A 12,808-nucleotide genomic window follows, 5' to 3' on the forward strand; every position below is an offset into this window, starting at 1 on the left:
AAACGGCACCCCTCAAGGTGCCGTCTTCATTTCAGCTAGCTACAGCGATCACTCGCCATCGCCCTGATGCTGCTCGACCGAAGCCGCAGCATTCTGCTGGTCTTCCATCGCCTGCAACTCGGCGGCCATGTTGGCCTTTTCCTGCTGCAGCAGTGCCTGGCGCTCTTCCGCCTCCCACACTTCCTTCTCCTTGCGGGCGCGGTGGAATGCCAGGCCGGTACCGCCAGGGATCAGGCGGCCGACGATGACGTTTTCCTTCAGGCCGCGCAGACCGTCGCGCTTGCCCATGATCGCCGCTTCGGTGAGGACGCGGGTGGTTTCCTGGAACGATGCGGCCGAGATGAACGAGTCGGTCGACAGCGATGCCTTGGTAATACCCAGCAGCACGTTTTCGTACTGCGCCGGCAGCTTGCCGACGGCGTTGACCTTGTCGTTCTCTTCCAGCAGCTCCGAACGCTCCACCTGCTCGCCGACGATGTAGTCGGTGTCGCCGGCGTCGGTGATCTGGACACGGCGCAGCATCTGGCGAACGATCACCTCGATGTGCTTGTCGTTGATCTTCACGCCCTGCAGACGGTACACGTCCTGCACCTCGTCCACGATGTAGCGGGCCAGCGCTTCGATACCCAGCAGGCGCAGGATGTCCTGCGGATCGGCCGGACCGTCGACGATCATCTCGCCCTTGTTCACCACCTGGCCGTCGTGCACCAGCACTTGCTTGTCCTTGGTGATCAGGAACTCGTGCTTGTTGCCGTCCATGTCGGTGATTTCCAGACGCTGCTTGCCCTTGGTCTCCTTACCGAATGCGACGGTACCGGTGACTTCGGCCAGCATGCCCGCGTCTTTCGGCGAACGTGCTTCGAACAGTTCGGCAACGCGCGGCAGACCACCGGTAATGTCACGGGTCTTCTGCGATTCGGTCGGGATACGTGCCAGCACTTCACCCACCGAGACTTGCTGACCGTCCTTGACCATGATCAGCGCGCCGACCTGGAAGCCGATCGTCACGGCGTGTTCGGTGCCGGCGATCTTGACTTCCTGGCCTTCGTCGTTCAGCAGCTTGACCTGCGGACGCAGGACCTTGCCCGAACCACGGCGCTTCGGATCGATCGCCACCAGGGTCGACAGGCCGGTCACTTCGTCCACCTGGCGAGCGACGGTGACGCCCTCTTCCACGTTTTCGAACTTGATGGTGCCTGCGTACTCGGTGATGATCGGACGGGTCAGCGGATCCCAGGTCGACAGCGCGGTGCCGGCCTTGACTGCCTGGCCGTCCTTGACGATCAGGGTCGCGCCGTACGGCACCTTGTGGCGCTCGCGCTCACGGCCGTGGTCGTCGGTGATCAGGACTTCGCCCGAACGCGAGATGACGATCTGCGCGCCCTTGCCGTTGGTGACGTAACGCATCGTGGCGGTGAAGCGCACGGTGCCGTTCGACTTGGCTTCGACCGACGATGCCACTGCAGCGCGCGATGCCGCACCACCGATGTGGAAGGTACGCATGGTCAGCTGGGTACCCGGCTCACCGATCGACTGTGCCGCAACCACACCGACTGCTTCGCCGGCGTTGACCAGCAGGCCGCGGCCCAGGTCACGGCCGTAGCACTTCGCGCACAGGCCGAAACGGGTGTCGCAGTTCAGCGGGGTGCGGACCTTCACTTCGTCGATGCCGACGCGTTCGATCTCTTCCACCATGTCTTCGTCCAGCAGCGTGCCGGCCTCGAACAGGGTTTCCTGGGTTTCCGGATTCACGATGTCGGTACCGGCGACGCGGCCGAGGATACGGTCGCGCAGCGGCTCGATGACTTCACCGCCTTCGACCATCGCCTTCATGTGCGTGCCGTTGTTGGTGCCGCAATCGTCCTCGATCACCACCAGGTCCTGGGTCACGTCGACCAGGCGGCGGGTCAGGTAACCCGAGTTCGCGGTCTTCAGTGCCGTATCCGCCAGACCTTTACGAGCGCCGTGGGTCGAGATGAAGTACTGCAGAACGTTCAGGCCTTCGCGGAAGTTCGCGGTAATCGGCGTTTCGATAATCGAACCGTCCGGCTTGGCCATCAGGCCTCGCATACCGGCCAGCTGGCGGATCTGGGCTGCCGAACCGCGGGCGCCCGAGTCGGCCATCATGTAAATCGCGTTGAACGATTCCTGGGTGCCTTCGGTGCCGTCACGCTTGGTGACCGGTTCCACTTTCAGCTGGTCCATCATCGCCTTGCCGACTTCGTCCGAGGTCTTGCCCCAGATGTCGACGACCTTGTTGTAACGCTCGCCGGCGGTGACCAGACCCGAGGCGTACTGCTGCTCGATCTGCTTCACTTCGGCTTCGGCGGTCGCGATCATGCCCTTCTTGACGTCCGGGATCAGCATGTCGTCGACGGCGATCGAGATGCCGGCGCGGGTCGCCAGGCGGAAGCCCGACTGCATCAGCTTGTCCGCGAAGACGACGGTCGCACGCAGGCCGCACTTGCGGAACGACGTGTTGATCAGCTTCGAGATTTCCTTCTTCTTCAGCGCGCGGTTCAGCACCGAGAACGGCAGGCCTTTCGGCAGGATCTCGGACAGGATGGCGCGGCCGACGGTGGTCTCGTAGCGGGTCACGGTGCGGTCGAATTCACCCTCGGCGTTCTTCGGGTGCTCGACGATACGCACGGTGATGCGGGTCGCCAGTTCGACTTCCTTGTTGTCGTACGCGCGGATGACTTCCGACACGTCCGGGAACATCATGCCTTCGCCCTTGGCGTTGATCGCCTCGCGGGTCGCGTAGTACAGACCCAGCACGATATCCTGCGACGGGACGATCGACGGTTCGCCGTTCGACGGGAACAGGATGTTGTTCGAAGCCAGCATCAGGGTGCGGGCTTCCATCTGCGCTTCGATCGACAGCGGCACGTGGACTGCCATCTGGTCACCGTCGAAGTCGGCGTTGAACGCCGCGCAGACCAGCGGGTGCAGCTGGATCGCCTTGCCTTCGATCAGGACCGGCTCGAACGCCTGGATACCGAGACGGTGCAGGGTCGGCGCGCGGTTCAGCATGACCGGGTGCTCTTTGATGACCTCTTCCAGGATGTCCCAGACCACCGGTTCCTGAATCTCGACCAGCTTCTTGGCAGCCTTGATGGTGGTCGCGAGACCCATCAGTTCCAGCTTGTTGAAGATGAAGGGCTTGAACAGTTCCAGGGCCATCAGCTTCGGCAGACCGCACTGGTGCAGTTTCAGCTGCGGACCCACCACGATGACCGAACGGCCCGAGTAGTCGACGCGCTTGCCCAGCAGGTTCTGACGGAAGCGGCCGCCCTTACCCTTGATCATTTCAGCCAGCGACTTCAGCGGACGCTTGTTGGCGCCGGTCATCGCCTTGCCGCGACGGCCGTTGTCCAGCAGCGAGTCCACTGCTTCCTGCAGCATGCGCTTTTCGTTACGCGTAATGATTTCCGGAGCGCGCAGTTCCATCAGGCGCTTCAGGCGATTATTACGGTTGATGACGCGGCGGTACAGGTCGTTCAGGTCGGAGGTCGCGAAACGGCCGCCGTCCAGCGGGACGAGCGGACGCAGCTCCGGCGGCAGGACCGGGAGCACTTCCATGATCATCCACTCGGGCTTGATGCCCGAGCGCTGGAACGCCTCGAGCACCTTCAGGCGCTTGGCGTATTTCTTGATCTTCGCTTCGGACTTCGATTCCTTCAGCTCGACGCGCAGGGCTTCGGCATCGCGGTGGATGTCGATCGAGCGCAGCAGTTCACGGATGCCTTCGGCGCCCATGAATGCGGTGAAGTCGTCGCCGTACTCTTCGTACTTGGCGGCGTAGTCGTCTTCCGACATGATCTGGCACTTCTTCAGCGGGGTCATGCCAGGATCGGTCACGACGTATGCTTCGAAGTACAGCACGCGTTCGATATCGCGCAGGGTCATGTCCAGGACCATGCCCAGACGCGACGGCAGCGACTTCAGGAACCAGATGTGGGCGGTCGGCGAGGCCAGCTCGATGTGGCCCATGCGCTCACGGCGCACCTTGGCCAGCGTGACTTCGACGCCGCACTTCTCGCAGATGACGCCGCGGTGCTTCAGGCGCTTGTACTTGCCGCACAGGCATTCGTAGTCCTTGATCGGGCCAAAGATCTTGGCGCAGAACAGGCCGTCGCGCTCAGGCTTGAAGGTGCGGTAGTTGATGGTTTCCGGCTTCTTGACTTCGCCGTAGGACCACGAACGGATTTTCTCGGGCGACGCCAGGCCGATCTTGATGGCGTCGAAGCTCTCGTTTTGCTGAACTTGCTTGAATAGATCGAGCAGTGCTTTCATGTATCACTCCAGGTGATTGAATTCTTTACTGAATACTACTACCGCCAGTTCTCACCGATTTTCGCCGGTGCTTGCTGACCCGCCTACCCCTGAAAACGTCATCCCGGCGCAGGCCGGGATCCAATTTTTTCGGCTTACCAACCGAACTTGGGCCCCGGCCTGCGCCGGGGCGACGATTCAGGGGCGGCAGGCCGAGCCCGAAGGCTGGCGGCCATGCCGGCCCTGCTTAGTTGCGCTCGAGATCGATGTCGATACCCAGCGAACGGATTTCCTTCACCAGCACGTTGAACGATTCCGGCATGCCGGCATCGATCACGTGATCGCCCTTGACCAGGTTCTCGTACACCTTGGTACGGCCATTCACGTCGTCCGACTTCACAGTCAGCATTTCCTGCAGCACGTAGGACGCGCCGTAGGCTTCCAGTGCCCACACCTCCATCTCACCGAAGCGCTGGCCACCGAACTGGGCCTTACCGCCCAGCGGCTGCTGCGTCACCAGCGAGTACGGACCGGTCGAGCGGGCGTGCATCTTGTCGTCGACCAGGTGGTGCAGCTTCAGCATGTGCATGAAGCCGACGGTGACCTTGCGCTCGAATGCTTCGCCGGTGCGGCCATCGAACATGGTGACCTGGTTCTTCGACGGGGTCATGCCCAGGTGGGTCGCGATCTCGTCCGGGAACGCCAGGTCCAGCATGCGGCGGATTTCGGTCTCGTGCGCACCGTCGAACACCGGCGTCGCGAACGGCACGCCGTTCTTGAGGTTGTTCGCCAGGGTCAGGATCTCTTCATCGCTGAAGCTGTCCAGGTCTTCCTTGCGGCCGGTCTCGTTGTAAATTTTGCCCAGGAAGCCGCGGATCTCTTCCGCTTTCGCTTGCGCGCGCAGCATGTCGCCGATACGCAGGCCCAGGCCCTTCGCCGCCCAACCGAGGTGGGTTTCGAGGATCTGACCGACGTTCATACGCGACGGAACGCCCAGCGGGTTCAGCACGACGTCGGCCGGGGTACCATCGGCCATGAACGGCATGTCTTCCACCGGCACGATACGCGAAACCACACCCTTGTTACCGTGGCGGCCCGCCATCTTGTCGCCCGACTGCAGGCGGCGCTTGACGGCCAGGTAGACCTTGACCATCTTCTGCACGCCAGGCTGCAGCTCGTCGCCTTGCGTCAGCTTCTTGCGCTTCTCTTCGAAGGCCAGGTCGAACTGGTGGCGCTTCTCGTTGATCGATTCCTTGATCGCTTCGAGTGCGTTGGCGGTGTCGTCGTCGGCCGGGCGGATGTCGAACCAGTGGAAGCGGTCGAGGTCAGCCAGGTATTCCTGGGTGATCGCCGCGCCCTTGGCCAGCTTCTTCGGACCGCCGTTGACCACTTTACCGATCAGCATGCGCTCCAGACGCTGGAAGGCGTCGCCTTCCACGATACGCATCTGGTCGTTCAGGTCCAGGCGGTAGCGCTTCAGCTCGTCGTCGATGATCTGCTGGGCGCGCTTGTCGCGCTGGATGCCTTCGCGGGTGAACACCTGCACGTCGATGACGGTGCCGACCATGCCCGACGGCACGCGCAGCGAGGTGTCTTTCACGTCCGAGGCCTTTTCGCCGAAGATCGCGCGCAGCAGCTTCTCTTCCGGGGTCAGCTGGGTCTCGCCCTTCGGGGTGACCTTACCGACCAGCACGTCGCCGGCTTGCACTTCTGCGCCGATGTACACGATGCCCGATTCGTCCAGGCGGGCCAGCTGGTTCTCGGCCAGGTTCGAGATGTCGCGGGTGATTTCTTCCGCGCCCAGCTTGGTGTCACGGGCGACCACCGACAGTTCCTCGATGTGGATCGAGGTGTAGCGGTCGTCCTTGACCACGTTTTCCGAGATCAGGATCGAGTCTTCGAAGTTCAGGCCGTTCCACGGCATGAAGGCCACCAGCATGTTCTGGCCCAGTGCCAGTTCGCCCAGGTCGGTCGAGGCGCCGTCGGCGATGACGTCGCCGCGTGCCACGCGATCGCCCACTTGCACGATCGGACGCTGGTTGATGTTGGTGTTCTGGTTCGAACGGGTGTACTTGATCAGGTTGTAGATGTCCACACCGACTTCGCCGGCTTGCGCCTCGTCGTCGTTGACGCGGATGACCACACGGCCCGCGTCGATGTAGTCCACCACGCCGCCGCGCAGGGCCTGCACGGTGGTGCCCGAGTCGACCGCCACGGTGCGCTCGATGCCGGTGCCGACGAAGGCTTTTTCCGGACGCAGGCACGGCACGGCCTGGCGCTGCATGTTGGCGCCCATCAGTGCACGGTTCGCGTCATCGTGCTCGAGGAACGGAATCAGCGAAGCTGCCACCGACACGATCTGGCCCGGGGCCACGTCCATGTACTGGATGCGCTCTGGCGAGACCAGGATGGTTTCGCCGGCTTCACGCGCCGACACCAGTTCGTCGACCAGCTGGCCTTCTTCATTGATCGCGGCGTTTGCCTGCGCAATGATGTAGCGGCCTTCTTCGATCGCCGACAGGTATTCGATCTTGTCGGTCACCTTCGAACCTTCGACCTTGCGGTACGGGGTTTCCAGGAAGCCGTATTCGTTCAGGCGGGCGTACAGTGCCAGCGAGTTGATCAGGCCGATGTTCGGGCCTTCAGGCGTTTCGATCGGGCACACGCGGCCGTAGTGGGTCGGGTGCACGTCGCGCACCTCGAAACCGGCGCGTTCGCGGGTCAGGCCGCCCGGGCCCAGGGCCGAGACGCGGCGCTTGTGGGTGACTTCCGACAGCGGGTTGGTCTGGTCCATGAACTGCGACAGCTGCGACGAACCGAAGAACTCACGGATCGCTGCCGAGATCGGCTTGCTGTTGATCAGGTCGTGCGGCATCAGGTTGTCCGCTTCGGCCTGGCCGAGGCGTTCCTTGACGGCGCGTTCCACGCGCACCAGGCCGGCACGGAACTGGTTCTCGGCCAGTTCGCCGACGCAACGCACGCGGCGGTTGCCCAGGTGGTCGATGTCGTCGACTTCGCCGCGGCCATTGCGCAGCTCGACCAGGATCTTGATCACGGCCAGGATGTCGTCGTTCGACAGGGTCATGTCGCCCACGAGTTCGTCACGGCCGATGCGGCGGTTGAACTTCATGCGGCCGACAGCCGACAGGTCGTAGCGTTCCGGGCTGTAGAACAGGCCGTTGAACAGGGCTTCCACCGATTCTTCGGTCGGCGGTTCGCCAGGACGCATCATGCGGTAGATCGCCACGCGCGCGGCGGTCTGGTCGGCGGTGTCGTCGGTGCGCAGGGTCTGCGAGATGTAGCCGCCCTGGTCCAGGTCGTTGGTGTACAGCGTCTGGATGTCGGTCACGCTAGCGTCGCGCAGCTTGCCCAGCAGTTCTTCGGTCAGCTCGTCGTTGGCCACGGCGATGACTTCGCCGGTGTCCTGGTCGACGATGTTCTTGGCCAGCACGCGGCCCAGCAGGTAGTCTTCCGGAACCGAGATCGACTTGATGCCGGCGGCTTCGATGTCACGGACGTGCTTGGCGTTGATACGCTTGTCCTTGGTGACGATGGTCTTGCCCGACTTCGGATCGACGATGTCGAAGCGCGCGACTTCGCCGCGCAGGCGTTCGGACACGAACTCCAGCTCGCCGCCTTCCTGGCGCAGGGTGAAATTGTCGAAGACGAAGAAGTTCGCCAGGATCTGCTCCGGCGTCATGCCGATGGCCTTCAGCAGGATCGTGACCGGCATCTTGCGGCGACGGTCGACGCGGAAGAACAGGATGTCCTTCGGGTCGAATTCGAAGTCCAGCCAGGAGCCGCGGTAAGGAATGATACGGGCCGAGAACAGCAGCTTGCCCGACGAATGGGTCTTGCCGCGGTCGTGTTCGAAGAACACGCCCGGCGAGCGGTGCAGCTGCGAGACGATGACGCGCTCGGTACCGTTGATGACGAACGAACCGTTCGTGGTCATCAGCGGCAGTTCGCCCATGTACACTTCCTGCTCTTTCATTTCCTTCACGACCGGCTTGGTCGGCGATTCCTTGTCCAGGATCACCAGACGCACCTTGGCGCGCAGCGGCGAAGCGAAGGTCAGGCCACGTTGCTGGCACTCTTTCACGTCAAACGCAGGGTCGCCCAGCACATAGGACAGGAACTCGAGGCGCGCAAAACCATTGTGCGACACGATCGGGAAGATGGAGCTGAAGGCGGACTGCAGGCCTTCGTTCTTGCGGACGGACGGAGCGGCGTCGGCCTGCAAGAAATTCTCGTAGGATTCGAGCTGGGTAGCCAGAAGATAAGGAACGTTGTGAACGTTGGCGCGCTTCGCGAACGACTTGCGAATGCGCTTCTTCTCAGTAAATGAGTAGTGCATGGACACTCCGTGAGTGACAGAAAGGATGAGAATTCAGGAATTGCCAGTGGTGGTCGCACCACACGCAAGGCCTGAAGCCTCTGCTTTCCCGCCAGGTGATTAAGACAGCCGTACTGCTGTGTTACGATATTTCTGAAGCCGGTGATGCTGGGTGCTGCTGGTGCTGCTGAAACGGGTGTCGCTTGTGTTTGATGCAGGGACGACAAAAGAGCCAAAGCCGCATCCCCTCCCTTTCGGCAGGTTCCGCAAGCTTTGACTCCCGCGCTGGGCACCCGGAACGAGTGCCCAATGCATATGTATTACTTCAGCTCGGCCTTGGCGCCAGCTTCTTCCAGCTTCTTCTTAGCGGCTTCAGCGTCAGCTTTCGGCAGGGCTTCTTTCACGGTCTTCGGTGCGCCGTCGACGACGTCTTTGGCTTCCTTCAGGCCCAGGCCGGTGATTTCGCGGACTGCCTTGATGACGCCGACTTTGTTCGCGCCGACTTCGGTCAGGACAACGTTGAACTCGGTCTGCTCTTCAGCAGCAGCTGCGCCGCCAGCGGCACCGCCAGCTGCCGGTGCTGCCATTGCAGCTGCCGACACGCCGAACTTCTCTTCGAAAGCCTTGACCAGGTCGTTCAGTTCCATGACCGACATTGCGCCAACTGCGTCCAGGAACTCTTCTTTGCTAATTGCCATTTGAAACTCCAAATATTGTGTGTGTGTAGTACAGGTTTGGTTCTACTTGAACAGAAAGACGCGAAGCGATTACGCTTCGGTGGCTTCCGCTGCCGGAGCAGCGGCGCCTTCGCCTTTTTGTGCTGCGACTGCAGCCAGAACTCGTGCGAAGCCCGACACCGGTGCCTGCATGACGCCCAGCAGCTGGGCGATGAGGACTTCACGGCTCGGGATGCTTGCCAGGGCGGTCACGCCGGCGACATCCAGTGCCTTACCAGCGTAGTTACCAGCTTTCACAACCAGCTTGTCGTTGGTTTTAGCGAAGTCGTTGATGACTTTAGCTGCTGCAACGGCGTCGTCCGAGATCGAGTAGATCAGCGGGCCGGTCATGGAATCTGCCAGCGAGGCAAACTGCGTGCCCTCAACCGAGCGACGAGCCAGCGTGTTCTTCAGAACACGCAGGTAGACGCCCTGGGCACGTGCGGCTGCACGGAGTTTGGTCAAGTGAGCAACCTGGATGCCACGGTACTCAGCCACGACGATGGTTTGCGCGGTTGCAACTTTAGCGCTTACCTCTTCGACGACGGCCTTTTTGTCATTCAGATTAAGACCCACGGTCAATCTCCTTAAATGATGCGAACAACATGTTCACATCGGTTCGAACACGGCGTCCGAAGTTAAGAAGTCAATCTAACGCGGATGAACTCACGCAGCGTGGACTACAAAACTTGTTCGGGTACACCATCTGCGTTGGGTGGTCTATTAACCTCTGGCTCAACCTCTGCCTTCGGCCCAACGGTCTTTGACTGCCTGCCGGAGCGGTGATTTGCTCCGACAGCCCAAAGATCTGCCCTGTGATACAACTACAAGGACTTAATTCTTTAACAGCAACTTGGATCCCCGCCTGCGCGGGGACGACGACCGCGCTTTCGCGCAGTCATCGATTAAGCAGCAGCGATCGAAGCGTGGTCGACGCGGACGCCGGCGCCCATGGTCGACGAGATCGCGACCTTGCGCAGGTACACGCCCTTCGAGCTTGCCGGCTTGGCCTTGTTCAGGGCTTCGATCAGCGCGACCAGGTTGGTCTTCAGCTGCTCGTCCGAGAACGATTTGCGGCCGATGGTGGCGTGCACGATACCAGCCTTGTCGGTACGGTACTGGACCTGACCGGCCTTGGCGTTCTTGACGGCGCCAGCCACGTCCGGGGTCACGGTGCCGACCTTCGGGTTCGGCATCAGGCCGCGCGGGCCCAGGATCTGGCCCAGGGTACCGACGATACGCATGGTGTCCGGCGAAGCGATCACGATGTCGAACGGCATGTTGCCGGCCTTGACCATCTCTGCCAGGTCTTCCATACCGACGATGTCGGCGCCGGCTGCCTTGGCAGCTTCAGCCTTGTCGCCCGAAGCGAAGACAGCGACGCGCACGGTCTTGCCGGTGCCTGCTGGCAGGACGACCGAACCGCGGACCACCTGGTCCGACTTCTTCGGGTCCACGCCCAGTTGCACGGCGACGTCGATCGACTCGTTGAACTTGGCGGTGGCGAATTCCTTGACGATCGACACTGCGTTGTCGAACGCGTAGACCTTGTTACGGTCCACTTTTTCTTTCATTGCTTTAACGCGCTTGGACAGCTTAGCCATTACACACCCTCCACCGTGATGCCCATCGAACGTGCCGAGCCAGCGATGATACGCACTGCTGCGTCCATGTCGGCGGCGGTCAGGTCCGGCTGCTTGGTTTTTGCGATTTCTTCAGCCTGGGCACGGGTCAGCGAGCCAACCTTGTCGGTATGTGGCTTCGGCGAACCCTTGGTGATGCCAGCGGCTTTCTTGATCAGGTAGGTTGCCGGCGGGGTCTTCATCACGAAGGTGAAGGACTTGTCGGCGAACGCGGTGATCACGACCGGAATCGGCATGCCCGGCTCGAAACCCTGGGTCTGCGCGTTGAACGCCTTGCAGAATTCCATGATGTTCAGGCCACGCTGGCCCAGTGCCGGGCCGATCGGTGGGGAGGGGTTTGCCTTACCGGCTGCGACTTGCAGCTTGATAAAGCCAATAATCTTCTTTGCCATGTCTGGCTCCTAAGTTGGCATTGAGTAGTAGCGCCCCACCGCTACCACTCTTCGGCGGGGCTCCTCTTACCGGATTCCGCCTTGCTGCTGCGACGCTCCGATTAAGCGCTTTAGACTTTCTCTACCTGCCCGAACTCCAGCTCCACCGGAGTTGCGCGGCCGAAGATGGTGACAGAGACACGCACCTTCGATTTTTCGTAGTTGACTTCTTCGACGTTGCCGTTGAAGTCGGTGAACGGGCCTTCCTTGATCCGGACCTGCTCGCCCACTTCGTACAGGACTTTCGGACGCGGCTTTTCGACGCCTTCCTGGACCTGCTGCATGATCTTGTCGATCTCGCGCGCCGGGATCGGCGTCGGCTTGTTCGACTTGCCACCGATGAAGCCGGTGACCTTGCTGGTGTTCTTGACCAGGTGCCAGGTCTCGTCCGTCATTTCCATCTCGACCAGGACATAGCCTGGGAAGAAACGACGCTCGGAGACGGCCTTGGTGCCGTTGCGCATCTCGACGACTTCTTCAGTCGGGACCAGGATGCGGCCGAACTGCTCTTGCATGCCGGCGCGCTCGATGCGCTCGGTGAGGGCGCGCATGACGCTCTTTTCCATGCCGGAGTAGACGTGGACGACGTACCAGCGCTTGTTGCTGACCGGGACACTCACGGGAGCCGCACCAGCGTCTTGCGCCGGGTCTTGGCCCGGCGCGTTGTCTTGCACGTTTTCGCTCATCAGTTTTTCCATCCCAGGACCAGGTCGTACAACAGGAATTCCAGAACCTTATCCGTGCCCCACAGGAAGATCGCGGTGACGACCACGAAGGCGAACACGATACCGGTGATCTGAGTTGCTTCCCGACGGGTCGGCCAAACAACTTTCTTGGTCTCGCGCACCGATTCTTTGGCGAAGCCCAGGAAATCACGACCGGTGGTCGAGGTCCACAAAAGCAGGACAGCAAAAACTAAACCAGCCACGAGGGCGCCGGCGGCGACCAAGGCTGGTTTGTTCTGGCCTTTCAGGTAAAAGAACCCGACAACGCCTGCAATCGTGGCAACTACCGCCAGTGCGACCTTGAACTTGTCATTCGAGGTGCTGACAGTTTGCACGGATTGATTAGACATTCTTTTTTACTTTCGGTGCTGCGCACCAGAATTCGGTGGCAGGGGCGGAGGGAATCGAACCCGCGACCTTCGGTTTTGGAGACCGACGCTCTGCCAATTGAGCTACACCCCTACGAAAACTTCTCGCTGAATCCAGCATTATACATGGTACGCGCGCACCAGACAATGCTGTTCGAGGGAGGCGTTGTTCTGCCTCCCCCTAGCATCGCTTATTAGGCGATGATCTTGGCAACCACGCCGGCGCCGACGGTACGGCCGCCTTCGCGGATTGCGAAGCGCAGACCTTCTTCCATCGCGATCGGAGCGATCAGCTTGACGGTGATCGACACGTT

The 12,808-nt window shown here is 61.3% G+C and carries 8 protein-coding genes, 1 tRNA gene and 1 pseudogene; all 10 read right to left on the reverse strand.

Going from position 1 to position 12,808, the window contains the following annotated elements; genetic code table 11:
• Nucleotides 1-48 precede the first annotated feature (48 nt).
• The gene (rpoC, locus tag ACK4S9_RS18810; protein ID WP_409728817.1) at nucleotides 49-4,296 is read right to left on the reverse strand and encodes a DNA-directed RNA polymerase subunit beta'; all 4,248 of its coding nucleotides are present in this window, start codon (nucleotides 4,294-4,296) and stop codon (nucleotides 49-51) included.
• A gap of 226 nt (nucleotides 4,297-4,522) precedes the next feature.
• Nucleotides 4,523-8,632, reverse strand: coding sequence for a DNA-directed RNA polymerase subunit beta (gene rpoB / locus ACK4S9_RS18815; RefSeq protein ID WP_409728819.1), 4,110 nt, complete (start codon nucleotides 8,630-8,632; stop codon nucleotides 4,523-4,525).
• 299 nt (nucleotides 8,633-8,931) lie between these two features.
• Nucleotides 8,932-9,309, reverse strand: a complete 378-nt coding sequence (rplL, locus tag ACK4S9_RS18820; protein WP_027868024.1) for a 50S ribosomal protein L7/L12 — start codon at nucleotides 9,307-9,309, stop codon at nucleotides 8,932-8,934.
• Nucleotides 9,310-9,378: 69 nt separating this feature from the next.
• The gene (gene rplJ / locus ACK4S9_RS18825) at nucleotides 9,379-9,903 is read right to left on the reverse strand and encodes a 50S ribosomal protein L10 (protein WP_312550424.1); all 525 of its coding nucleotides are present in this window, start codon (nucleotides 9,901-9,903) and stop codon (nucleotides 9,379-9,381) included.
• Nucleotides 9,904-10,232: 329 nt separating this feature from the next.
• A complete protein-coding gene (rplA, locus tag ACK4S9_RS18830; RefSeq protein WP_409728822.1) occupies nucleotides 10,233-10,931 on the reverse strand; it encodes a 50S ribosomal protein L1 in 699 nt (232 codons plus the stop codon).
• Nucleotides 10,931-11,362 carry a 50S ribosomal protein L11 gene (rplK, locus tag ACK4S9_RS18835; RefSeq protein WP_281912150.1) on the reverse strand — a complete coding sequence of 144 codons (432 nt, stop codon included), beginning with the start codon at nucleotides 11,360-11,362 and terminating at the stop codon, nucleotides 10,931-10,933. The genes rplA and rplK overlap by 1 nt, the downstream gene beginning before the upstream one ends.
• Before the next feature lie 110 nt (nucleotides 11,363-11,472).
• Nucleotides 11,473-12,087 carry a transcription termination/antitermination protein NusG gene (gene nusG / locus ACK4S9_RS18840; protein WP_277485774.1) on the reverse strand — a complete coding sequence of 205 codons (615 nt, stop codon included), beginning with the start codon at nucleotides 12,085-12,087 and terminating at the stop codon, nucleotides 11,473-11,475.
• Nucleotides 12,087-12,476, reverse strand: a complete 390-nt coding sequence (gene secE / locus ACK4S9_RS18845) for a preprotein translocase subunit SecE (protein WP_409728824.1) — start codon at nucleotides 12,474-12,476, stop codon at nucleotides 12,087-12,089. The genes nusG and secE overlap by 1 nt, the downstream gene beginning before the upstream one ends.
• A gap of 36 nt (nucleotides 12,477-12,512) precedes the next feature.
• Nucleotides 12,513-12,588: transfer RNA gene (locus ACK4S9_RS18850), tRNA-Trp, on the reverse strand.
• 100 nt (nucleotides 12,589-12,688) lie between these two features.
• A pseudogene (locus ACK4S9_RS18855) lies at nucleotides 12,689-12,808 on the reverse strand (elongation factor Tu); the annotation flags it as partial.

The organism is Massilia sp. (genome assembly GCF_046293535.1).
Classification (GTDB): Bacteria; Pseudomonadota; Gammaproteobacteria; order Burkholderiales; family Burkholderiaceae_D; genus Telluria.